A 21,464-nucleotide genomic window follows, 5' to 3' on the forward strand; every position below is an offset into this window, starting at 1 on the left:
CGGCGCGATCCGGGGCAGGCTGCCGGTCATGACGACACCGCCGACCGAGCCCGACGCCCCCCAGCCGCGCGACATCGCCGTCGAGATGGAGACCCAGCAGGTCGCCGACGACCTCGAGGCGCGCAGCGACCCGGAGGAGCCGGCGAACCCGGCCTGAGCGGGGAGGACGCCGACCCGTCCCCGGGCGTAGCGTTCTCGTATGTCCGCCGAAACCGGGACCGGACGCCTGGTCGCCGGGCGTTACGCGGTGACCGAGACCATCGGGCGAGGTGGCATGGGCGTCGTGTGGCGCGCCACCGACCAGGTGCTGCGCCGGCCGGTCGCCCTCAAGGAGATCGTGTTCCCGGCGCACCTCAGCGACGAGGAGCGCGAGTCGCTGCGCCTGCGGACCCTGCGCGAGGCCCGCACGGCGGCCCGGCTGGTGCACCCCTGCGTCACCACCCTCTACGACGTCGTCGAGGAGGACGGCCGGCCCTGGCTGGTGATGGAGCTGGTCGAGTCCCGCAGCCTGCAGGAGATCGTGCAGCGCTCGGGTCCGCTGCCGTGGCGCACGGTGGCGCGCATCGGCCTCGACGTCCTCGACGCGCTGGAGGCCGCGCACGCGGCGGGGATCGTGCACCGCGACGTCAAGCCGGCCAACGTGCTCGTCGGCGCCGACTGCTCGGCGCACCTGACCGACTTCGGCATCGCGACGGCCACCGGCGACTCGTCGATCACCACGTCGGGCGCCATCCTCGGCTCACCGGCCTACATGTCGCCCGAGCGGGCGCGCGGCGAGGAGCCCGGGCCCGCCGTCGACCTGTGGTCGCTGGGCGCGACCCTCTACACCGCGGCCGAGGGCCGGCTCGCCTTCGACCGGCCCGAGCCGATGGCCACGCTGCTCGCCGTCGTCCAGGAGGATCCCGCGCCGGTCGAGCGGGCCGGTCCGCTGGCCCCGGTCCTGCACGGGCTGCTGACCCGCGACCCCGCCCAGCGGTGGGACGTCGCCCGCGCGCGGGCCGGCCTGCGGGACGCCCTCGCCGGCGCCGGGCCGGGACCGGCCTGGACGCCGCCCGCGCCCGGCGGTCCCCCGGCCGAGGGCGCGCCGTCGCTGGGCGGCCAGGTCGAGCGCTTCGACCTCGACGACCTGCGCGCCCTGGCCTCGGTCATCGGCACCGTCGCCCGCGACGCCCGCGACCAGGCCCGCTACCTCGCCGACAAGCGCCGGGAACGCAAGGAGCGCAGGGAGCGCAGGTCCGGGGAGCGGGCCGAGCAGAAGGCGCGCGCCGCCGCCCCGCCGACTCCCCCGCCGCAGGCACCGCCGCCCGCACCGGTGCGCGGCCGCGGGCGGACGGCGCCGCCCGCGCCGGGCCGGAGCCGGGGACGGGGACGGGCGGCACCGCCCGTGCCGCGGCGCCGGCGGTTCAAGCGGCGCTGGGTGGTCGTGCCGGTCGTCGTGACCGTGCTCGCCGTGCTGGCCGCCCTGGGCGGGGTGGTGGCGCTGCTCGCCGCCCTCCTCGGCTTCTGGTGATCAGCCCCGCTGGGCGAGGCGGGCGGGGTCGAGCCGGTGGGCGGCGACGTAGTACAGCGTGGCGCCCTCCGGCACGGGGGTGTCCCAGGAGGGGCTGACGACCAGGCCATCGGTGGTGCGCAGGGCGAGCACGGTGGCGCCGTGGTCGCGGCCGAAGGCGGTCTGCCAGTCGCCGAAGGCGCGGTGCGACAGGCCGGCCGGCACCCGCACGGAGTAGGTGTTGCCGTGCCCGCCGGCGGTCATCAGCTCGTTGTAGACCGCGGTGAGCCCCGGGTCGGCCGCCTCCTCCGAGAGCAGGAACGGCATGTGCCACTGCACCACCTGCACCCCGGGGTTGACGTAGCGCAGGGTGACGCGCCGGCCGAGGTCACGCACCGCGGCCACCATGTGGACGTCGGGGTTGGCGTGGTCGACGGCGACCGCGATGGCGAGCGTCTCGTTGTCGTCGCGGCCGTCGATCACGACCGTGCGGGCGCGGGCCACCCCGGCCCGGGTCATGACGTCGGCGTGCGTCAGGTCACCGCGGACGAAGGAGACCGCCGGCTCCTCGGGCATCGGGTTGACCGGGACGTCGTCGTGCGCGCACAGCGCGATCCGCGTGCCCGGCTCGACGGTCAGCTCGGCGACGATCCGCTCGGTCCGCCCCGGCGTGTAGCCCAGGACGACGACGTGGTCCCGGAGGTCCAGGCCGACCACTCCTCTCAGCCGCTTGCCCCGCGTGGTCTGCAGGGCGGTGGCCAGCTCGGTGAACAGCAGGGTCAGCGTGACGATCCCGCCGACGATGACGTAGGCGCCGACGACCCGGCCGCCGAAGGACACGGGGAACTGGTCGCCGTAGCCGACGGTGGCGGCGGTGACGACGAAGAACCACCAGTAGTTGGCCGGGGCGGCCAGGCCGCTGTCGGCCGGCTCGACCAGCGCCATCGCCGCCCAGCTGGTCAGGAAGACCAGGAGGGCGACGGCGAGCGGCAGGCGCCAACCCGACAGCCGGGTCCGGAGGGAACGCAGCAGCCGCTGGAGCAGGAACGGCAACGCGGGACTCCCTCGGACGGCGGGTGGACACCGCAACCTACCGTCGGGCCGCCGCCGCGGGCGTCCCCCGCGAGCGGGACGGGTAGCGCCGGGGCATGCGCACCTCCGACCTCCTCCGGTACGCCTACGCCCAGATCGGCGAGACGCTGCACCGCGCCCTCGAGGGCCTGTCCCCGGAGGAGCTGGCGCACCGGCCCGGTCCCGACGCCAACCCGGTCGGCTGGCTGGCCTGGCACCTGCTCCGCGTGCAGGACGACCACCTCGCCGAGGTCGCCGGCACGCCCGAGGTGTGGACGGCGCAGGGCTTCGCCGCCCGCTTCGGCCTGCCGGTCGACGACGCCGCCACCGGCTACGGCATGTCCCCGGAGGAGGTGGCCGCGGTGCGCGTGCCCTCCACCGAGTTGCTCCTCGAGTACGCCGACGCGGTGGCCGCCCGCAGCGACGGGTTCCTGGGCGGGCTGTCCGACGACGACCTCGACCGCGTCGTCGACGAGCGCTGGGACCCGCCGGTCACCCTCGGCGTGCGGCTGGTCAGCGTCCTCTCCGACGACCTGCAGCACGTGGGCCAGGCGGCCTACGCCCGGGGGCTGCTCGGCGCCTGAGCTCCCGCACGGGGTGGGGACCCGAGTGAGCAGTCGCGGTCGGCGACACGCGCCGCCACGCCGTGTCGAGCAGCCGCGAGTGCTCATCCGGCAGCGGGGGCTCCCAGCCCCGCACGCCCGGTAGCACACCCGGCAGGACGCCCGCTCCGCGCGTAGCGTCGGCGCGTGACCGAGACCGCGCGCACCGACTTCTACGCCCTCGAGGAGCTGCTCGACCCCGCGGACACCGAGATCCGGGACCGGGTGGCCGACTGGTGCGCCAAGGAGGTCACCCCGCGCATCAACGACTACTGGGAGCGCGCCGAGTTCCCCTTCGAGCTGGTGCCCGGCTTCGCCGCGCTCGGCATCGCGGGCGGCACGGTGCAGGGCTACGGGTCGCCGGGCATGAGCGCGGTGGCGGCCGGGCTGGTCGCCGCCGAGCTGGCGCGCGCCGACGGCAGCATCGGCACGTTCAACGGCGTGCACAGCTTCCTGGCCATGCAGTCGATCGCGCTGCTGGGCTCGGAGGAGCAACGCGAGCGGTTCCTGCCCCCGATGGCGCGGATGGAGAAGATCGGCGCGTTCGGGCTGACCGAGCCCCGGCACGGCAGCGACGCCGTCGCCCTGGAGACCAGCGCCCGCCGCGACGGCGACTGCTACGTCCTCGACGGCCAGAAGAAGTGGATCGGCAACGGCTCGATCGCCGACTACGTGCTCGTCTGGGCGCGCGGGGAGGACGGCCAGGTCGGCGGCTACGTCGTCGAGAAGGGCACGCCCGGGTTCACCGCGCGGGTCATGACCGGCAAGACGGCGCTGCGCGCGGTGTGGCAGGCCGAGATCACCCTCGACGGCGCCCGCGTGCCCGCGGAGAACCGGCTGGAGAACTGCCGGTCGTTCAAGGACGTCTCCACCATCCTCGACCGCACCCGCTACACCGTGGCCTGGCGGGCGCTGGGTGTCGCCATGGCCGCCTACGAGCTGGCGCTGGCGCACTGCCTGGGCCGCGAGCAGTTCGGCGCACCCATCGCCGGCTACCAGCTGGTGCAGGAGAAGCTCGCCACGATGCTCGCCGAGATCACGAACATGCAGCTGATGTGCTGGCGGCTGTCCACCCTCGCCGACGCCGGCCGGATGACCGCGGCGATGGCGTCGCTGGCCAAGCGGCACTGCTGCGCCACCGCCCGGCAGATCGTGGCCGACGCCCGCGACCTGTTCGGCGGCGACGGGATCCTGCTCGAGCACCACATCGCGCGGCACCACGCCGACATCGAGGCGATCTACACCTTCGAGGGCACCGACCACGTGCAGGCGCTCATCGTCGGCCGCGAGATCACCGGTCTGTCGGCGATCAGCGGTCGGCGGCGCTGACCGGGCGGGGGCTCAGCGCGCCCGGCTGAACTGCGCCGGACCGGCCTCGACCGACCGGGACAGGCCCGACAGCCGGCGGCACTCGGCGCAGCCGGCGGGCCCGGCGCCGACGTGGTCCCAGCGCCGTCCGCCCTCGACGTGGACGATCGCGCCGCACAGCGCCAGCTCGACCTCGCCGTCGAGCTCGGTGGGCGGGCGGTGCGCCTCGACGGCGTGCCAGGGCGCGCGCTGTCCGGCCGGCCGGCCCCGCGTCCACCGGTCCGGCCGGGCGAGCCCGGCCGCGTAGGACTCCACGGGCCTGCTGTGCCCCGCGTCCCGTCCCGCCGAAACCCGCGCGCGGGCGGCCCCGTCCCGTGGGTGTGCCCGGGCGGGGCTCGGGGAACGGTCGGGGCCTCCCCAGCCGCGGGGACCGAGCCCGACCAGCCGGGAGACACCGTGACCGAGACCCAGCGCGACGTGGTGGACCTGCTCAGCGCCGACCACCGCGAGTTCGACCGCATCTTCCAGGAGCTCGAGCAGCTCATGGGCAGCACAGACCCCGACGCGCTCGCCCGCAAGCGCGCCCTCGTCGACGAGGTCAGCATCGGCCTGGTCAAGCACTCCGTCGCCGAGGAGACGCAGGTCTACCCGCGGGTGCAGGAGGAGGTCGACGCCGAGGAGGCCGAGCGCGCCAAGCACGAGCACGACCTCGCCGAGCACACCATGAAGGAGCTCGAGCGGCTCGACCCGTCCGACGAGCGGTACGACACCGAGATCCGCACGCTGATCCGCGAGATCCGCACGCACGTCGAGCACGAGGAGGGCCGCATGTTCACCGAACTGCGGGCCTCGTTCGACCGGGCGGAGCTGGTGCGCATGGCCGAGCAGGTCGAGCGGATCAAGACGATCGCCCCCACCCGGCCGCACCCGGCGGTACCCAACGAGGGTCCCGTGCGGACGGCCCTGGGCCCGGTGGCCGCGCTCATCGACCACCTGCGCGACGCCGTCAGCGGGCGGGGCAAGCAGGACACCTGAGCCGTCCGGCACCGCCGTCGCCCTCCCGGCGTTACCGTCGGGAGGTCGACGCGGTGGGAGGGGTCTCCGGTGGAACCAGTCAGCCTGGTGGTCGGTGCGGCGCTGCTGGTCGCCGGGTTCGTGGCCGGGCGGCTCGGACGCCGCCGTCCCGCCGCTCCCCCGCCGAACCCGGTCCCGCTGTGCGGCTGCGGCCACGCGCTCAGCCAGCACGACACCGAGACCAACACCTGCTACGCCGAGCTGCGCCGCGACGCCTACGACAAGCGCGGCCGCTGGGCCGGTCACACCTGGGTGCCCTGCACCTGCCGGCAGTACGTCGGGCCGCGACCGATCGACGAGGTCTTCGTCCCGCGGATCCTCCCGCCGGCCGAGTGAGCCCGGCGGCGCCGCGTGTCCGGCGCCGCGTGTCGATCATCGGACCGGTTGTCGATCATCGGATGTGTGCCGCCCGCACCGGCGTGTCCGCGCGTGTCGCGTGCACCCATCCGATGATCAACACGGCGGCCGTCCGCCTCAGCGGTGCCGTGCCACCTCGGCGGACCAGTCGGGCGGGCCGGCGAGGTCGGTGAGCGCGGCGACGAGCGCGCGCACCCGGTCGGCGCCCAGCTCCGCCGCCAGCGCCGACTCGTGCGCCCGCACCAGCGCCTCGAGCCGGTCGAGCCGGGTGCGGCCGCGGGCGGACAGGTGCACCCGCACCCGCCGGCCGTCGCCGGGGTCGGGCAGCCGGTAGGCCAGCGCGGCGTCGACCAGCCCGTCGACCAGCCGGGTGACGGTGGGCGCCGGCATCGACAGCGCCGTGCCCAGCTCCCCCATCGTGCGGCCGGGCCCGTCACCCAGGGCCCGCATCACGCGGTACGCGTCGAGCGTCGCGCCGTCCTCGGCGAGCACCGTGGCGACGCCGCGGGCGACCCGACGGGCGACGACGGTCAGCAGCTCGACGAGGGAGGGCCCGGTCGCCGACGGCACGCGAGAACCCGTGGCCCGCTGCTCGACCGGCATGGTCCGCACCATACTCAGACGGTGCCCGGACCGACCGTCCCGATGGACGCCTGGGAGGCCGCCCTCACCGGCCGCACCCCGGGTGTCGCGCGGGTCGGACTCGCCGTCCCGCTGTCCGGCCCCCTGGCCATGACCGCACCGTCGGCGCTCGACCTCGCGGGCCTGGCCGCCGAGGAGCTCAACGAGGCCGGCGGCGTCCTCGGCCGCCCGGTCGAGCTGGTCACCGTCGACGCCGGCCGGGGCCCGGCCGAGGTGGCCGCCGAGGCCGCGGCCCTGCACGCCGCGGGCGCGGTCGACGTCCTCGTCGGCTTCTCCACCAGCGACGTGTCCCGGGCGGTGGCCGCGGCGATGGCGGGCCGGGCCCGCTACGTCTTCACCCCGCCGCACGAGGGCGGCCGCAGTGTCGGCGGCGTCCTGCGGATCGGCTCGTCCCCGCTGTCCCAGCACGCCGCCGCGCTCGCCTGGCTGGTACGCCACCGGCGGGCCCGGCGCTGGGTGCTGCTCGGCACCGACTACGTGTGGCCCCAGGCCGTGCACCGCGCCGCCCGCGTCGTGCTGCGCGACCTGGGCGCCGAGGTCGCCGGCGAGCTGCTGGTCCCCTTCGGCCCGGCCGACCCCGGTCCCCCGCTGGACCTGGTCCGCCGCAGCCGGGCCGACGCCGTCCTGCTCAGCCTCGTCGGCCGCGACCTGGTCGCCTTCAACCGCGCCTTCGCCCGCGCCGGCCTCGACCGGCGGGTGGTCCGGCTGTCGGGGGCGCTGGAGGAGAACGGTCTCTACGCCGTCGGTGGCGACGGCACCGGCGAGCTCTACGCCTGCATGCCCTCCTTCGCTGCCGCGGCCGACGCCGCCGACGAGGGCCAGCTCGCCCTCCAGGAGCGGCTCGCCGCCCGGGCCGGGCCGTCTGCACCCGTCGTGTGCGCCTACGCGCGCGGGGTCTACGACGGCGTCCGCACCGCGGCCGGCCTGCTCGGCGGGCGGGCGGCGACACCGGTCCGGCCGCCGCAGCCGCGGCTGGCCCGCGCCGACGGGCTGGTCTTCCGGGAGGTCCCGCCGCGCGGCTGACCCCCGGTGCTTCCAGATGGAAACAACTGGGCCTACCCTCCCCGCGTCCGGCCCCGAGCCGGCCGAGAGGAGGAGTCGTGAGCGACCCCCGCACCACCCACTCCGCGCACGCCACCGGGAGCACCGGTGCCGGCGCGGTCCCGGCGGCCGGCGCCGCCGGTGTCGAGGAGTTCGGCTACCGGCAGGAGCTCAAGCGCTCGCTGAGCTTCACCGACCTGCTGGTCTACGGCCTGGTCTTCATGGTCCCGATCGCGCCGTTCGGCATCTTCGGCGGCGTCTTCCAGGCCAGCGGCGGCATGGTGGCCCTGGCCTACGCCATCGGCGGGCTGGCCATGGCGTTCACCGCGGCGTCCTACTCACAGATGTCGCGGGCCTTCCCGATGGCCGGCTCGGTCTACACCTACGCCGGGCGCGGCATCGCCCAGCCTGTGGGCTTCATCGCCGGCTGGATGATCCTGCTCGACTACGTGCTCGTCCCCGCCCTGCTCTACCTGATCGCCGCGATCGCGATGAACTCGATCATCGCGTCGGTCCCCGTCTGGGTGTGGCTCATCGGGTTCGTCGTCCTCAACACCGTCGTCAACTACTTCGGCATCGAGTTCACCGCGCGGGTCAACAAGATCATGCTGATCGGCGAGCTGATCGTGCTCGCGATCTTCCTCGTGATCGGCGTCGTGGCGCTGGCCTCCGGCGAGGGCCGCGGCTTCGACCTCACCCCGATCTACAACAGCGACACGTTCTCCCTGGAGCTGGTCTTCGGCGCGGTCTCGATCGCGGTGCTGAGCTTCCTCGGCTTCGACGGCATCTCGACCCTGGCCGAGGAGAACCGGGAGTCGGCCCGCTCGATCGGCAAGGCGATGATCGCCGCGCTGGCGCTGGCCGGGACGCTGTTCATCGTGCAGACCTGGGTCGCGGCGCTGCTGGTGCCCGACCCCGACACCCTCATCGCCGAGGGCGACGCCGCCGGCACCGCGTTCTACGACGCGGCCGAGGTGGCCGGCGGTGCCTGGTTGGGCACGCTGACGGCGGTGGCAACGGCGATCGCGTGGGGCTTCGCCAACTCGCTGGTCGCCCAGGCGGCCACCTCGCGGCTGCTGTTCGCCATGGCCCGTGACCGGCAGCTGCCCAGCTTCCTGCGGCAGGTGCACCCGACCCGCCGGGTGCCGGTCAACGCCACGCTGCTGGTCGCCGCGATCTCCCTGGTGCTGGGCCTGTACATGGAGTCCCGGGAGGACGGGATCACGCTGCTGTCCACGCTGGTCAACTTCGGCGCCCTGTCGGCGTTCCTGCTGCTGCACGTCGCGGTCGTCGTGCACTTCGTGGTCAAGAACGGCAGCCGCAACTGGTGGCTGCACCTCGCGGTGCCCGTCATCGGGTTCGCGATCCTCGCCTATGTCGTCTACAACGCCCAGGTGGCGGCCCAGGAGCTGGGCTTCGCCTGGCTGGCGATCGGCCTGGTGCTGATGGTGGTCCTGATCGCCACCGGTCGCCGGCCGGAGATCCGAGCGGAGGAGCGACTGTGACCGCCAGCCTCGAGGTCGTCTCGCTGGAGCCGACACCCGAACAGCTGCGCTACTCGTTCGGCGGCGGGGAGCCGCTGCTGACCGTCACGCCCGGCACGGTGGTCGAGCTGGCCACGGAGGACTGCTTCGGCGGGGCCGTGCGCAGCGTCGACGACCTGCCCAGCCAGGTGTGCGTGTTCCCCTACCTCAACCCGGTCACCGGCCCGATCGCCGTCGAGGGCGCCGAGCCCGGCGACACGCTGGCCGTGCACCTGGTCGACATCGCCCCGGTGCGGGACTGGGCGGTGTCGACCACCTTCCCGCACTTCGGGGCGCTGACCACCACGCACCAGACGGCGATGCTGCACGAGCCGCTCGAGGAGCTGGTGTGGCTCTACGAGGTCGACCGGGAGCGGGGCACCTGCCTGTTCCGGCCGCGCCGCGGCGGGCCGGAGGTGGAGCTCCCGCTCGACCCGATGCACGGGACCATCGGCGTCGCCCCCGGCGCCGGTGAGGTGCACATGAGCATCACGCCGGGCGCGCACGGCGGGAACATGGACACCCCCGAGGTCCGCGCGGGGACGACGCTGTACTTCGGCGTCAACGTCCCCGGCGGCCAGCTCGCGATCGGCGACGGGCACTGCCGGCAGGGCGAGGGCGAGGTCTGCGGCACCGCCGTCGAGGCGGCCATGCGGACCGTGGTCGTCGTCGACCTGGTCAAGGGCGGCGGCCCGGCGTGGCCGCGGCTGGAGACCGACGAGTTCCTCATGTCCACCGGCTCGGTCCGGCCGCTCGAGGACGCGTTCCGGGTCAGCCAGCACGACCTGGTGACGTGGGCGGCAGAGCTCACCGGCTGGGACCGGCTCGACGCCTACCAGCTGGTCAGCCAGGCGGGGCTGGCGCCGGCGGGCAACGTCGTCGACACCAACTACACGATGGTGGCCAAGCTGGCCAAGCGGTACCTGCCGGGCGCCCCGGCCGCCGACGGCGTGCACGAGCGGCTCCGGGAGACCGCCGCCGCCTACCTGGCGCAGCGCTGACCGCGGCGGCCGTCCCGGCGCTCCGCAGCAGGCGCCGGGACGGCCGTCCGGCGGTAGCGTCCCGCGGGTGGGGGCCGCGGAGTCCGTCGGTGCGTCGCCGTTGGGCGGCTCCGATGCCGTGGCCTCGCTCATCCCCATGGTCCGGCGCATCGTGGCGGCCCGCGTCGCCGACGCCACCGCCGCCGAGGACCTGGTCCAGGAGACCCTCGTCCGCGTGCTCGCCGCCTCCGGCCGCGTCGAGCCCGGCATGCTCGAGCCCTACGCCATCGCCACGGCGCGCAACGTCGTCGCCACCTCCTGGCGGGAGCAGGACCGGCAGCGGCGCAACCAGCACCGCGTGGTCGACCTCCGGGCGCCCGACCCACCCGAGGGCGAGCTGCTCGCCGCGGAGGAGCGGACGGCGGTCGCCGAGGCGCTGACCCGGCTCTCCGAGCGCGACCGGCAGGCGCTCCTCGAGCACGAGGTGTCGGGCCGGGACACCCGGGCGCTGGCCACCGAGCTCGGCTCGACCGCCGGAGCCGTCGCCGCGCAGCTGCACCGCGCGCGGGCCCGGCTGCGGGTGGAGTACCTGCTCGCCCGCGACCGCACCGAGCCGCCGACCGAGCGCTGCCGCCCGGTCCTGTTCGCCCTCTCCAGCGGTGACCGCCGCCGGCAGCGCGAGGTCGACGCCGGGCGGCACCTGCTCGAGTGCGACGTCTGCGCAGGGCTCAGCCGGCCGCTGCTCGAGCGGGCGCCGCAGCGCGACGACGAGGTCCGCATCCCGATCGAGGGCGACGCCGACGTCGTGGCCGCCCGGCAGGCCGCCCGCGCCATGGCCGGCCGGCTCGGCTGCTTCTCGCCCACCGACCTGACGCTCATCGCCACGGCGGTCTCCGAGGTGACCCGCAACATCGTCAAGTTCGCGGGTTCGGGCGAGGTCGTCGTCGAGGTCCTCGACGAGCCGCGCAAGGGCGTGCAGGTGACCGCCCGTGACGCCGGTCCCGGCATCCCCGACGTCGAGCGGGCGCTGCAGGACGGCTACAGCACCTACGCCGGCCTGGGCCTGGGGCTGCCCGGCGCCCGGCGGCTGATGGACGAGTTCGCGATCGCCTCCGAGGTGGGGCGGGGTACGACGGTGACGATGACGAGATGGTGTGGTGAGCGATGAGCAGCATCGAGGGAACAGCTCCGGCCACGGCCACGGCCACGGCCGAGGGCCCCGGCGAGGACCAGCTGCTCCCCCAGCTCGTCGCGCACCTGCGCGAGCACCGCACCCGGCTGCGCCACGAGTGGGCCGAGCGCATCCAGCAGGCCGGCCTGCTGCACGCGATGACCCCGCAGGAGATGGCGGCCGAGACGACGTCGGTCTACGACAACTACGTCGAGGTGCTCGAGACCGGCAGCGTCGAGGCGCTGCGGCGCTACGCCCGCGACCTCTCGGAGCGGATCATCCCGCGCGGCGTGGAGACCCACGAGGTCGTCGGCATCGTGCTGCTGCTGCGCGACGTGCTCGCCCGGTCGCTCTTCGAGAAGTACCAGCGCGACTTCGGCCTGCTCAACCGGGTGCTCGACGCCTACGAGCCGGCCGCCAACCGCATCGCCAACACCGTCGCGGTCAGCTTCGTCGAGGAGCGCGAGCGGGTCATCCGGCAGCAGCAGGACGCGCTGCGCGAGCTGTCCACCCCGGTCCTGCCGGTGCGCGAGCGGCTGCTCATCCTGCCGATCATCGGCGTCCTGGACAGCGAACGGGCCCGCCAGCTCACCGAGCAGCTGCTCACCGGCATCCGCACCCACCGCGCGCGGGTGGTGGTCATCGACATCACCGGGGTCCCCGAGGTCGACGAGTCGGTGGCCAACCACCTCGTGCAGACCGTCGACGCCTCCCGGCTCATGGGCGCCAGCGTCATCATCACCGGCCTCTCACCGAAGATCGCCCAGACCCTGGTCACCATCGGGGTGGACCTCAGCAAGATGGACACCATCGGCGACCTGCAGGGCGGCCTCGAGGAGGCCGAGCGCCTCCTCGGCTACAGCGGCGGCAGGGACGACGGGACGGCGGTCCCGTGACCGGGCCCCGGCTGGTCTCGATCCTGCGGCAGGGGTCCTACCTGATCGCGTCGATCCACACCGCCCTCGACGACACGCAGATGACCGCGTTCCAGGACGACCTGGTCGAGCGCATCGGCCGCGACCGGGCACGGGGAGTCGTCATCGACGTCGCCGCGCTCGACGTCCTGGACTCCTTCGGGACCCGGACCCTGCGCACGATCGGCGAGGTCGCCAGGCTGCGCGGCGCGGTGACCGTGGTGGTGGGCATCCAGCCGGACGTGGCCTTCGCCATGGTGGCGCTGGGCATGGACACCGGGCCGCTGCACACCGCCCTCGATCTCGAGGAGGGACTGGCCTTCCTCGACCGGGTCGTCGGCGCCCGCCGTCCGCTGACGGCCCCGCGGGGTGGTGCCGTGTGACCGGCGTCGAGGGGTTCGCCCGCGACTACCGCGTCGGCTTCCTGGCCCACCTCGCCCGCCGCAGCGAAGCCTCGCTCAACCGCGGCTACGAACTCGGCCGGGCCGCGGTCACCGGGGGGTTGGGGATCCTCGAGGTCGCTCGGGTGCACCACGAGGTACTGCTCGAGGTGCTCCGGGAGACGCCCGCGGGCGAGCTGCCCGACGTCGCCGCCGCCGCGTCGGAGTTCCTCTGCGAGGTGCTGGCGACGTCGGACATGGCCCAGCGGGCGCTGCTGCGCCCGCGGTGAGGAGAGGGCCCCCGGCCGGGTCGGGGGGCTTCGCTCCCGGCCGGGGGCTCATGAGGCGCGGACGGGTGTCCGCGCCGGCTCGGTCAGGCCTGCTCGAAGACGACGTCCCCGAACGGCGCCTCGCAGACGGTGGTGATCTCGCCACTGCGGTCCACGGCCCGGCCGAGCACGGCCACCAGCCCGACCGTGAGCCCGCAGACCTGCGCCGCGACCTGGGCGGCCACGGCCACGTTGACGTCCTCGAGGATGGTGATGTCGCCGACGGCCACGTTGACGAGGCCGTCCTGGACCGGCTGGGCGCCGGCGATCCCGGCGCTGCCGGTGACGAGGGCGGCACTGGCGACCACGCAGACGGCGGAACGCTTGAGCGTGCTGGGTATCGGCGTCTCCTCCGTGTGTGGCCCGGTGCGGCGTCGTCACCGCGGGGGCCGTGCACGCATGAAGACCCCGCCGGCCCGCCGGCATGACGCGGGCCGGAGCCGGAAGAGGCTCGAGAACGCGACCGGGGCCACGTCATGGCGACGGTCCGGAGGCGTCCGGGCGGGTATGGGCACCCGGACAGCAACCGCCGCCTGCGGAGGAGAGCCCGTGACCGGACCCCCGGACCCCCGGACCGCCGGACGCCGCCGCACGCTGCTGGCCGCCACCGAGCCGGTGCGCGCCGCCGCCAGCGCCGGTGCGCTCGCCCTCGCCTACCCCCTGCTGCGCGGCGCCCCGCGCGGTGAGGCACACGGCGTCCTGGTGCTGCCCGGGCTGCTGGCCTCCGACGTCTCCACGGTCACCCTCCGCCGCTGGGTGCGCGGGCTGGGTTACCCGGTGGTCGGCTGGGAACTGGGCCGCAACCGCGGTCCGACCAAGGAGATCACCGACGAGCTACCCCGGCTGGTGGAGCGGCTCGCCGAGCGACACGGCGGGCCGGTGAGCATCGTCGGGCAGAGCCTCGGCGGCATCTACGCCCGCCGGCTGGCACTGCGGGTCCCGCACCTGGTGCGCCAGGTGGTCAGCCTCGGCTCGCCGTTCGGGATGTCCGGCCGCCCCGCCGACGACAGCCCCGGCGCCCGCGCCTACGCCCGCTACCGGCACCTGCACGCGGTGCCGCGCGGGCGGGGCGGGCTCGCCGGCGGCCTGCCCGTGCCGAGCACCGCCGTCTACTCGCGGTGGGACGGCGTCGTCGACTGGCGGGCCTGCCGGCAGACGCCCGGCCCGCGCGCGGAGAACGTCGGCGTGCACGCCAGCCACCTGGGGATGGGTCACGACCCGGCGGTGCTGTGGCTGGTGGCCGACCGCCTCGCCCAGACCCGCGACGGCTGGCGGCCGTTCACCCCGCCCGCGCGGCTGCGGCTGCTCTACACGAGCGAGGACGACGTCACCGGCTGACGCCGCCGGGCCCGCAGGACCGCGTCCGCGGCGTGGACCGACCCGTGCTCGTGGCCGCGGGCCTCGCGCGGCCGCGCCTCGGCCACCTGCACCTCCCAGTCGCCGGCGTCGAGGACCGCGGCCAGCTGCTCGCCGGTGGCGTACCAGTCCGGCAGTCCCGGCCGCTGGATGCCCCGGGAGGAGTCGCTGCCGTCGTGCATGGTGACCAGCAGCGTGCCGCCGGGGGCGACCGCCGCGGCCAGCCGCCGCAGCACGGTGTCGCGGGTGCCGGGCGGGAAGTGCAGGAACGACGCGGTCACCAGGTCCCAGCGCTCCTCCCCCGGCTCCCATGCGGTGACGTCGGCGTGGCGGGTCTCCAGCGCGACGCCCGCCTCAGCGGCGGCCGCGGCGGCCCGGTCCAGCGCGGTGCGGGAGAGGTCGAGCGCGGTGACCTCCCAGCCGCGGCGGGCCAGCCAGACGGCGTCCCCGCCCTCGCCGGCCCCGGCGTCCAGCGCCCTCCCGGGCGGCAGGTCGGCGGCCTCGGTGGCCAGCACGTCGTTGACCCGGCCGCTCCAGACGCCGTGCCCGTGCGAGCGGTAGCGCTCCTCCCACCACTGCTCGCCGAACTCCGGGTCGCTCATCGCCCGGACCACCTCCACCGCGGCCCGGGTGTCCTCGGCGACGAGGTCGGCGTTGAGCGCGGCGGCGGCCATCAGCCCCGCGGCCGCGGCACCGACGACCTGGGCGCCGGGGTCGGCGACGTTGCCGGCCGCCCACACGCCGGGCACCGCGGTGGCCCCGCGCGCGTCGACCGGCACGTGCGACCCGACGACCGTCTCGCCCATACGGAACGGCTGCGCCTCCAGCCCCAGCCCGGTCAGCACGGCCGAGCGGGCGGTGAACACCGGGGCGACGACGACGGCGCTGCGCGGCACGACCTCCCCGGTCGCCAGGCGCACGCCGGTCAGCCGGCCGCCGTCGGTCTCCAGGGCCGCGACCTCGCCGCGCACCACCCGGATGCCGCGGGCGGCGAGGGCCTCGGCGGTGGCGTCGTCCGGCTCCGGCGCGGTGTGCAGGAAGAAGACGAGGTCGGCGCTCCACTGCCGCCACAGCTGGGCCTGGTGCAGCGACATCGGGCCGGTGGCGACCACGCCGACGGGCTGGTCGCGCACCTCCCAGCCGTGGCAGTACGGGCAGTGCAGGACGTCGGTGCCCCACAGCTCGCGCACGCCGGGGACCTCCGGCAGCTCGTCGGTCAGGCCGGTGGTGACCAGCAGCCGGCGCGCGCGCAGCACCCGGTCGCCGGCCAGCTCCACGGTGAAGGCGCCGGCCGACCCGCCGGCCGCGGTGACCGTGCCCTCGACCAGCACGCCGCCGTAGCCGGCGACCTCGACCCGGCCGGCCGCGAGCAGGTCACCGGGCGGGGTCCCGTCGCGGCCCAGGTAGTTGTGCATCTCGTGCGCCGGCGCGTTGCGCGGCGTCCCGTCGTCGACCACCGCCACCGAGCGGCGCGCCCGTCCCAGGGCGAGGACACCGGAGAGGCCGGCCGCACCCCCGCCGATGACCACCACGTCGTACGTCTCGTCCATGCCGACGACGGTGCGCCTCGACCTGCCAGGAAGGCAAGTTCCTTTGCCATACTGGCAACGTGACCGACCTGGACGCCGTCCTCGACGCCGTCGGCCCGCGACTGCGCGAGCTGCGGCGCCGGCGGGGCGCCACGCTGACCCAGCTGTCGGAGGACACCGGCATCTCGGTGTCGACGCTGTCGCGGCTGGAGTCCGGGCAGCGCCGCCCCACGCTGGAGCTGCTGCTGCCGCTGGCTCGCGCCCACCAGGTGCCGCTCGACGAGCTCGTCGACGCCCCCGAGACCGGCGACCCGCGGGTGCGGCTGCGGCCGATCACCCGGCACGGCGCCACCTTCCTGCCACTCACCCGGCGCCCGAGCGGGCTGCAGGCCTACAAGATGGTGCTGCCGCCGGGCTGGGGCGGGGAGCCCGGCGAGCTCCGCTCGCATGAGGGCTGGGAGTGGCTCTACGTCCTGTCCGGGCGGCTGCGGCTGCTGCTCGGCGATGCCGACGTGACCCTGACCCCCGGCGAGGTGGCCGAGTTCGACACCCGCACGCCGCATCGGCTGGGGAACCCCGACGACCGGCCGGCCGAGGTGCTCGCCCTCTTCGGCCCGCAGGGGGAGCGCATCCACGTGCGCGCCTCCCCCGCCCGCCGCTGACCGGTGGTGCTACACCGGGTGAGGCACGGCCGGATGGGGTACCACCGTCGGCATGAGCGGGAAGTCGGCCGAGGACTACGCCGAGGACTACACCGACCCGGAGCTGCGCGCGCGGCTCAAGGAGGAGATCAAGGCCGGCGACCGGGGCGGTCGGCCCGGCCAGTGGAGCGCCCGCAAGAGCCAGCTGCTCACCACCGAGTACGAGAAGGCCGGCGGCGGCTACCGGCACGAGGGCGAGCGCACCGAGTCGCAGCGGCACCTGCAGGAGTGGGGCGCGCAGGACTGGCACACCGCCGACGGCGGCGACCGGGCGCGCGGCTCGGACGGGACGAAGCGGTACCTGCCCGACGCGGCGTGGGAGCTGCTCTCCGACGAGGAGAAGCGGGCCACCGACACGAGGAAGCGGGGGTCCACCGAGCAGCACGTGGCCAACACCGACGCGGCGAAGGAGGCCCGCAAGGCCGCCGAGCTGGTCGATGCGAACGCGACGGAGGCGCGGGAACGGGTGGCCCGGATGTCCGGCGAGTCGCAGCTCGACCGCGCCGAGCAGGCGGAGCGCGAACTCGGCAAGGGACGCAAGACGGTGCTCGAGGCGATCGAGGGGCAGCGCGCCCGCGAGTGAGGGGCGGTGGCCACGATCAGGTGACCTGATCGTCGGGCGTCCTACCCGACCGCCCACCACGAGGGAGGACGCACTGCGGTGAGGGAGGACGCCCTGCGGTGAGGGAGGACGCGCCGCGGTGAGGGAGGACGCGCCGCGGTGAGGGAGGACGCGCCGCGGTGAGGGAGGACGCGCCGCGGTGAGGGAGGACGCGCCGCGGTGAGGGAGGACGCGCCGCGGTGAGCGAACACGACCCGACGCGCCGGGCAGTGCACGCGACTGCGGGTCTGACCCCCGTGCACTTCCGCGGAAGTGCCCCGTGCACATCCGCGGACGTGCACGGATCAGCGGGCTGGGGCGCCCCGCTCAGGCGGGCAGCCGCGGGTCGACGTGGACCTTGGGCCCGGCGCCGCTGCCCGGAGGGCGGCCGCCCGCGAGCACCGCGCCCACCTGATCGAGGCCCACGGTGGCAGCGACCAGCGGCCGGGGGTCGACCTCCCCGCTCCGATAGGCGGCGATCGTGGGGGCCAGGCCGGGGGACGCCGAGAGGATCCCGACCGCCGTGACGTCCCCGAGCACCAGCGTGCGGGTGTCGACGGTGCTCGGCGTGCCGGCGAGGCCGATGCACACGACGCGCCCGGCGGGCTCGACCAGGTCCACGGCCAGCGCCGGGGACCCGGGGGCGGTCGAGGCGTCGACGACGGCGTCGAACGGCAGGTCCGGGAGCGTGTCGCGGGTCCAGGCACCGGGGAAGCCGAGACCGCGGGCGAACTCGAGCGAGGAGTGGGTGATACCGAGCAGGTGCACCTCGGCGCCCGCCGCACGGAGGAACATCGCCGTCAGCAGGCCGATCGTCCCGGGCCCGATCACCAGCGCGCGGTCGCCGGAGGCGACCGCGGCGGCCTGCGCCGCCCGCCAGGCGTTGCCCCCCGGCTCGACGAGCGCGCCGAGCGCCGCGTCGACGGAGTCGGGCAGCTCGTGCAGCGACTCCGCAGGGACGGCGAGCTGCTCGGCCAGCGCACCGGGGCGGTCGCCTCGGATGCCCACCTCCTGCCGGTCCTCGCACACGTGCTGCTGCCCCCGCCGGCACCGGCGGCAGACCCGGTCGCCGAGCATCGTGTCCCCCGTGACCCGCCGGCCCAGCCAGGCCGGGTCGACCGCGTCGCCCACCGCGGTGACCCGGCCGCACCACTCGTGGCCGGGTCGCACGGGGTAGGAGGAGTGCCCGGTGTGCAGGTAGGACAGCTCGCCGGTGAACAGCTCGACGTCGGTGCCGCAGACGCCGGCCCGGTCCACCTCGACGACCACCTCGCCGGGCGCAGCGACCGGGACGGGGACCTCCTGCACCGCCCCCTCGCCCGGCCCGGTCAGCACGAAGGCCCGCATGGTCGGTGCGCTCACCTGGACCACCGTCCCAGCACGCGGTGAGGATGGCGGCCGTGACCCTCCGCAGCGCGCAGTGGTACTCCGGGGACCTCCGCTCCGCCTACATCCACCGGGCGTGGATGCGCCGCGGCGTCCCGGACGACGCGTTCGGCCGCCCGCAGATCGCCATCGCGAACACCGCCTCCGACCTCGTGCCGTGCAACCGCCACCTCTCCGAGGTCGCGGCCGCCGTGCGCGACGGCGTCCACGCCGCCGGCGGCACCCCGCTGGAGCTGCCGGTGTTCGGGCTGGGCGAGACCCAGGTCCGCCCCACGGCGATGCTCTGGCGCAACCTCGCCGCGATGCAGATGGAGGAGGCCTTCCGCGCCAACCCCGTCGACGGGCTCGTGCTGCTCGGCGGGTGCGACAAGACGATTCCGTCGCTGCTCATGGCCGCGGCCTCGGTGGACCTGCCCGCCGTCGTCGTCCCCGGCGGGCCGATGCTGACCGGCACCTTCCGCGGGGTGCCACTGGGCTGCGGCACCGACGTCTTCCGGCTCTCCGAGGAGGTGCGCGCGGGCACGTTGTCGGCGGAGGAGTTCGCCCGGTCGGAGTCGGCGATGATCCGCAGCCGCGGGCACTGCAACACGATGGGCACCGCCTCGACCATGGCGCTCGTCGCCGAGGCGCTGGGCACCGTCGTCCCCGGGGTCGCCGGCACCCCCGCCGCGGACAGCCGCCTGCTGGAGGCCGCGCACGGGACCGGCCGGCTGGCGGTGGAGATGGTGGCCGCCGACCGCCGGCCCTCGACGTTCCTGACGAAGGCCTCCTTCGCCAACGCCATCGTGGCGCTGGCCGCCATCGGCGGGTCGACCAACGCCGTCGTCCACCTGCTGGCCATCGCCGGCCGGCTGGGGATCGACCTGACCCTCGACGACTTCGACCGCATCGGCTCGGGCGTGCCGGTGCTGGTCGACCTGCTGCCGGCCGGGCGGTTCCTCATGGAGGACCTCCACCGCGCCGGCGGCCTGCTCGCCGTGCTGGGCCAGGTCCGCGACCTGCTCGACCCGACCGCGCTCACCGTCACCGGAACGCCGCTGGTCGACGCCCTCGACGGCGCCGCGATCTGGGACCCGCAGGTGATCCGGCCCCGCGGGGAGCCGCTGCTCGAGCACGGGGGCATCGCCGTCCTGCGCGGGAACCTCGCGCCCTCCGGCGCCGTCATCAAGCCGGCCGCCGCCTCGCCGCACCTGATGCGGCACCGCGGCCGGGCCGTGGTCTTCGACTCCATCGAGGACTTCCACTCCCGCGTCGACGACCCCGACCTCGACGTCGACGCCGACTCCGTGCTCGTCCTGCGCGGCTGCGGCCCGAGGGGCTACCCCGGCATGCCCGAGGTCTCGAACATGCCGCTCCCGCGGAAGCTGCTGGAGCAGGGGGTGCGCGACGTGGTGCGGGTGTGCGACGGCCGGATGAGCGGCACCGCCTACGGCACCGTCGTCCTGCACGTCGCCCCGGAGGCGGCCGCCGGCGGCCCGCTGGCCCTCGTGCGCACCGGCGACGTCATCGCGCTCGACGTCGCGGCCCGGCGGATCGACGTCGAGGTCCCGGACGGCGAACTGGCGCGGCGCCGGCCGGCCGAGGCGACCGTCGCCGGGTTCGCCGCCCCCCGGCGCGGCTGGGAGCGGCTCTACGTCGACCACGTGCTGCAGGCCGACACCGGCGCGGACCTGGACTTCCTCGTCGGCTCGAGCGGGTCGACGGTGGGCCGGGAGTCCCACTGAGCGCGCTCAGCCGCCCACCCGGGTGACCACCGAGGTGCCGAAGCGCTCCGCGGCCGCCCGCTTGTAGCCCGCCGGGAAGTCGGCCGACGCCCCGCGGTCGAGGGCGGCGAGCCGGACCTGCGCCTCCCAGTCGCCGCCGGCAGCCGCGGTGCACTCCTCGGGGGCGAGGTTGGCGGCCGCCACCAGCGCGCCGGCCGCTCCGATCGCGGTGCACAGGCCGACCAGGGTCGCCGCGCCCGTGAAGAGGTCGCCGGCGAGGACGTCGCGCTCGAGCAGCAGCCGGCCGGCGTCCCCGGAGGAGTCCTTGAGCCCGGACACCGGCAGGTCGGGCAGCAGGTCGACGGGGATCCCGGGCGCGGAGGCTCCCGGGAAGTGGTAGGCCAGCAGCGGCCCGCTGGCCGCCTCCGCGACCGCTGCGTAGTACGGCCGCGGGTCGGGGACGCCGGCCGGCGAGAGCACCAGCACGGCGTCCGCACCCGCGGCGAAGGCGCGCCCGGTGAGCTCCGCCGCCTGTCGGCCGGTGGGCGCGCCGGTGCCGGCGAGCACGGGCACCTCCGCCGGCACCGCCGACCGCACCGCGCCGACGAGCACGTCCCGCTCCTCGGCGGTCAGGGCGGCCGCCTCCCCCGTCGTCCCGGCGACGAGCACGCACCGCACACCCAGGCCGGTCAGCTGCGCCGCCAGGTCGGCGGTGGCCGGCGCGTCCAGCGCCCCGTCCTCGCGGAAGAGGGTGACCAGGGCGACGCCGACGCCGGTGAACAGGGGCATGCCCGCATCCTGCTCCTGCGGTCGGCCGAACTGGTCTCGATCCGTGCACTTCGGCGCAAGTGCACGGACCGGCGGGCGGCGGTCAGTCGTCCTGCTGGGCGGCCGCCCGCCGTTCGGCGCCGGTCTCCTCCGCGTAGCCGACGTCCTGGCCGGACACGCGTCCGACGAAGGTGCCGGTGGTGCCGGTCCCCGTCGTCGTGTCCGCGTCCGGCCCGCCCCCGCCGCCGTCGCCGGTGGCCCGCGACAGCGCCTGCGCGTCGTCGCGGTCGACGTCGTCCTCGCCCGGTCGTGGGTCTCGCTGCACGGCTGGTCCTCCGGTTCCCCGGCGGTGCCGGCGCGGAGCTGTCGGGACGTCCCGGGGGTTGCCCGTCCCCGGCGCCGCCGACACCTCGGGGTCCCCGCCGCGCGGGGAGACCGGCCGGTCGCGGAACCACCGGCGCAGCCCTTTCCCCGGTGCGCGGGTCCGTGGTGGACTGCGGCCCCGCCCTCCCGGCGGCGTCAGAGCGATCTGGAGGCAG

Annotated in this window: 25 protein-coding genes; 17 read left to right on the top strand and 8 right to left on the bottom strand. The window is 75.7% G+C overall.

Features of this window, described 5'->3' with window-relative positions:
• Positions 1–28 precede the first annotated feature (28 nt).
• Positions 29–157, top strand: coding sequence for a hypothetical protein (locus ACI79O_RS12835; protein WP_456874087.1), 129 nt, complete (start codon positions 29–31; stop codon positions 155–157).
• A 42-nt stretch (positions 158–199) separates the two neighbouring features.
• A complete protein-coding gene (locus ACI79O_RS12840; protein WP_456889256.1) occupies positions 200–1,510 on the top strand; it encodes a serine/threonine-protein kinase in 1,311 nt (436 codons plus the stop codon).
• Here ACI79O_RS12840 and ACI79O_RS12845 read toward each other — a convergent pair whose 3' ends face one another.
• Complete coding sequence (locus ACI79O_RS12845) at positions 1,511–2,542, bottom strand: ion channel (protein ID WP_456874089.1); 1,032 nt, start codon at positions 2,540–2,542, stop codon at positions 1,511–1,513.
• A 95-nt stretch (positions 2,543–2,637) separates the two neighbouring features.
• On the opposite strand from ACI79O_RS12845, the gene ACI79O_RS12850 reads away from it, so the two are divergent.
• Positions 2,638–3,144 (top strand): mycothiol transferase, encoded by a 507-nt coding sequence (locus tag ACI79O_RS12850; protein WP_456889254.1) that lies wholly within the window; start codon positions 2,638–2,640, stop codon positions 3,142–3,144.
• 165 nt (positions 3,145–3,309) lie between these two features.
• On the top strand, positions 3,310–4,491 hold the full coding sequence (locus ACI79O_RS12855; RefSeq protein WP_456889252.1) for an acyl-CoA dehydrogenase family protein: 1,182 nt from the start codon (positions 3,310–3,312) through the stop codon (positions 4,489–4,491).
• Between the two features lie 12 nt (positions 4,492–4,503).
• Here ACI79O_RS12855 and ACI79O_RS12860 read toward each other — a convergent pair whose 3' ends face one another.
• Positions 4,504–4,785 (bottom strand): hypothetical protein, encoded by a 282-nt coding sequence (locus ACI79O_RS12860; RefSeq protein WP_456889251.1) that lies wholly within the window; start codon positions 4,783–4,785, stop codon positions 4,504–4,506.
• 141 nt (positions 4,786–4,926) lie between these two features.
• Between ACI79O_RS12860 and ACI79O_RS12865 the strand changes: the two genes are divergently transcribed.
• Together ACI79O_RS12865 and ACI79O_RS12870 are read left to right on the top strand one after the other, a co-directional pair.
• The gene (locus ACI79O_RS12865; protein ID WP_456889250.1) at positions 4,927–5,505 is read left to right on the top strand and encodes a hemerythrin domain-containing protein; all 579 of its coding nucleotides are present in this window, start codon (positions 4,927–4,929) and stop codon (positions 5,503–5,505) included.
• A gap of 69 nt (positions 5,506–5,574) precedes the next feature.
• Positions 5,575–5,880, top strand: a complete 306-nt coding sequence (locus tag ACI79O_RS12870; protein WP_456874094.1) for a hypothetical protein — start codon at positions 5,575–5,577, stop codon at positions 5,878–5,880.
• 138 nt (positions 5,881–6,018) lie between these two features.
• On the opposite strand, the gene ACI79O_RS12875 is transcribed toward ACI79O_RS12870, so the two are convergent.
• On the bottom strand, positions 6,019–6,504 hold the full coding sequence (locus tag ACI79O_RS12875; RefSeq protein ID WP_456889249.1) for a MarR family winged helix-turn-helix transcriptional regulator: 486 nt from the start codon (positions 6,502–6,504) through the stop codon (positions 6,019–6,021).
• Positions 6,505–6,525: 21 nt separating this feature from the next.
• Between ACI79O_RS12875 and ACI79O_RS12880 the strand changes: the two genes are divergently transcribed.
• The 7 genes from ACI79O_RS12880 to ACI79O_RS12910 all read left to right on the top strand — a co-directional run bounded on the left by ACI79O_RS12880 (position 6,526) and on the right by ACI79O_RS12910 (position 12,842).
• The gene (locus ACI79O_RS12880) at positions 6,526–7,566 is read left to right on the top strand and encodes an ABC transporter substrate-binding protein (protein ID WP_456889248.1); all 1,041 of its coding nucleotides are present in this window, start codon (positions 6,526–6,528) and stop codon (positions 7,564–7,566) included.
• A gap of 77 nt (positions 7,567–7,643) precedes the next feature.
• Positions 7,644–9,089, top strand: a complete 1,446-nt coding sequence (locus ACI79O_RS12885) for an APC family permease (protein ID WP_456889244.1) — start codon at positions 7,644–7,646, stop codon at positions 9,087–9,089.
• Positions 9,086–10,108: an acetamidase/formamidase family protein gene (locus ACI79O_RS12890; RefSeq protein ID WP_456889240.1), complete on the top strand. Its 1,023-nt coding sequence runs from the start codon at positions 9,086–9,088 to the stop codon at positions 10,106–10,108. Before ACI79O_RS12885 ends, ACI79O_RS12890 begins: the two co-directional genes overlap by 4 nt.
• Before the next feature lie 118 nt (positions 10,109–10,226).
• Positions 10,227–11,255: a sigma-70 family RNA polymerase sigma factor gene (locus tag ACI79O_RS12895; protein ID WP_456914337.1), complete on the top strand. Its 1,029-nt coding sequence runs from the start codon at positions 10,227–10,229 to the stop codon at positions 11,253–11,255.
• Positions 11,252–12,154 (top strand): STAS domain-containing protein, encoded by a 903-nt coding sequence (locus ACI79O_RS12900; protein ID WP_456889234.1) that lies wholly within the window; start codon positions 11,252–11,254, stop codon positions 12,152–12,154. The genes ACI79O_RS12895 and ACI79O_RS12900 overlap by 4 nt, the downstream gene beginning before the upstream one ends.
• On the top strand, positions 12,151–12,555 hold the full coding sequence (locus tag ACI79O_RS12905) for an STAS domain-containing protein (protein WP_456889232.1): 405 nt from the start codon (positions 12,151–12,153) through the stop codon (positions 12,553–12,555). Before ACI79O_RS12900 ends, ACI79O_RS12905 begins: the two co-directional genes overlap by 4 nt.
• Complete coding sequence (locus tag ACI79O_RS12910) at positions 12,552–12,842, top strand: phosphatase RsbU N-terminal domain-containing protein (protein ID WP_456889230.1); 291 nt, start codon at positions 12,552–12,554, stop codon at positions 12,840–12,842. Before ACI79O_RS12905 ends, ACI79O_RS12910 begins: the two co-directional genes overlap by 4 nt.
• An 83-nt stretch (positions 12,843–12,925) precedes the next feature.
• Here the strand turns inward: ACI79O_RS12910 and ACI79O_RS12915 are convergent, their stop codons facing one another.
• Complete coding sequence (locus tag ACI79O_RS12915) at positions 12,926–13,189, bottom strand: hypothetical protein (RefSeq protein WP_456889229.1); 264 nt, start codon at positions 13,187–13,189, stop codon at positions 12,926–12,928.
• A gap of 241 nt (positions 13,190–13,430) precedes the next feature.
• Between ACI79O_RS12915 and ACI79O_RS12920 the strand changes: the two genes are divergently transcribed.
• Positions 13,431–14,219, top strand: a complete 789-nt coding sequence (locus ACI79O_RS12920; RefSeq protein ID WP_456889227.1) for an esterase/lipase family protein — start codon at positions 13,431–13,433, stop codon at positions 14,217–14,219.
• Here the strand turns inward: ACI79O_RS12920 and ACI79O_RS12925 are convergent.
• A complete protein-coding gene (locus ACI79O_RS12925) occupies positions 14,189–15,787 on the bottom strand; it encodes an FAD-dependent oxidoreductase (RefSeq protein WP_456914338.1) in 1,599 nt (532 codons plus the stop codon). The genes ACI79O_RS12920 and ACI79O_RS12925 overlap by 31 nt on opposite strands.
• A 59-nt stretch (positions 15,788–15,846) precedes the next feature.
• Here ACI79O_RS12925 and ACI79O_RS12930 point away from each other — a divergent pair, with 59 nt between their 5' ends.
• Positions 15,847–16,428, top strand: a complete 582-nt coding sequence (locus tag ACI79O_RS12930) for a helix-turn-helix domain-containing protein (RefSeq protein ID WP_456914340.1) — start codon at positions 15,847–15,849, stop codon at positions 16,426–16,428.
• Positions 16,429–16,480: 52 nt separating this feature from the next.
• The gene (locus ACI79O_RS12935) at positions 16,481–17,050 is read left to right on the top strand and encodes a hypothetical protein (protein ID WP_456889222.1); all 570 of its coding nucleotides are present in this window, start codon (positions 16,481–16,483) and stop codon (positions 17,048–17,050) included.
• 345 nt (positions 17,051–17,395) lie between these two features.
• On the opposite strand, the gene ACI79O_RS12940 is transcribed toward ACI79O_RS12935, so the two are convergent.
• The gene (locus tag ACI79O_RS12940) at positions 17,396–18,430 is read right to left on the bottom strand and encodes a zinc-dependent alcohol dehydrogenase (protein WP_456914341.1); all 1,035 of its coding nucleotides are present in this window, start codon (positions 18,428–18,430) and stop codon (positions 17,396–17,398) included.
• Positions 18,431–18,459: 29 nt separating this feature from the next.
• Between ACI79O_RS12940 and ACI79O_RS12945 the strand changes: the two genes are divergently transcribed.
• The gene (locus tag ACI79O_RS12945) at positions 18,460–20,178 is read left to right on the top strand and encodes a dihydroxy-acid dehydratase (protein ID WP_456914342.1); all 1,719 of its coding nucleotides are present in this window, start codon (positions 18,460–18,462) and stop codon (positions 20,176–20,178) included.
• Positions 20,179–20,184: 6 nt separating this feature from the next.
• On the opposite strand, the gene ACI79O_RS12950 is transcribed toward ACI79O_RS12945, so the two are convergent.
• The gene (locus tag ACI79O_RS12950; RefSeq protein WP_456889215.1) at positions 20,185–20,946 is read right to left on the bottom strand and encodes a dihydrodipicolinate synthase family protein; all 762 of its coding nucleotides are present in this window, start codon (positions 20,944–20,946) and stop codon (positions 20,185–20,187) included.
• A gap of 82 nt (positions 20,947–21,028) precedes the next feature.
• Entirely contained in the window at positions 21,029–21,250 is a 222-nt protein-coding gene (locus ACI79O_RS12955; protein WP_456889214.1) for a hypothetical protein, read from the bottom strand.
• Between the last annotated feature and the right edge of the window lie 214 nt (positions 21,251–21,464).

The sequence above is a fragment of the Geodermatophilus sp. SYSU D00696 genome, from assembly GCF_054050235.1.

Bases quoted from the DNA above. Each gene is read 5' to 3' on its own strand.
- ACI79O_RS12935 (WP_456889222.1), top strand. From the start codon at position 16,481: ATGAGCGGGAAGTCGGCCGAGGACTACGCCGAGGACTACACCGACCCG.
- ACI79O_RS12850 (WP_456889254.1), top strand. From the start codon at position 2,638: ATGCGCACCTCCGACCTCCTCCGGTACGCCTACGCCCAGATCGGCGAG.
- ACI79O_RS12840 (WP_456889256.1), top strand. From the start codon at position 200: ATGTCCGCCGAAACCGGGACCGGACGCCTGGTCGCCGGGCGTTACGCG.
- ACI79O_RS12950 (WP_456889215.1), bottom strand. From the start codon at position 20,946: ATGCCCCTGTTCACCGGCGTCGGCGTCGCCCTGGTCACCCTCTTCCGC.
- ACI79O_RS12875 (WP_456889249.1), bottom strand. From the start codon at position 6,504: ATGCCGGTCGAGCAGCGGGCCACGGGTTCTCGCGTGCCGTCGGCGACC.
- ACI79O_RS12900 (WP_456889234.1), top strand. From the start codon at position 11,252: ATGAGCAGCATCGAGGGAACAGCTCCGGCCACGGCCACGGCCACGGCC.
- ACI79O_RS12835 (WP_456874087.1), top strand. From the start codon at position 29: ATGACGACACCGCCGACCGAGCCCGACGCCCCCCAGCCGCGCGACATC.
- ACI79O_RS12925 (WP_456914338.1), bottom strand. From the start codon at position 15,787: ATGGACGAGACGTACGACGTGGTGGTCATCGGCGGGGGTGCGGCCGGC.
- ACI79O_RS12945 (WP_456914342.1), top strand. From the start codon at position 18,460: ATGGCGGCCGTGACCCTCCGCAGCGCGCAGTGGTACTCCGGGGACCTC.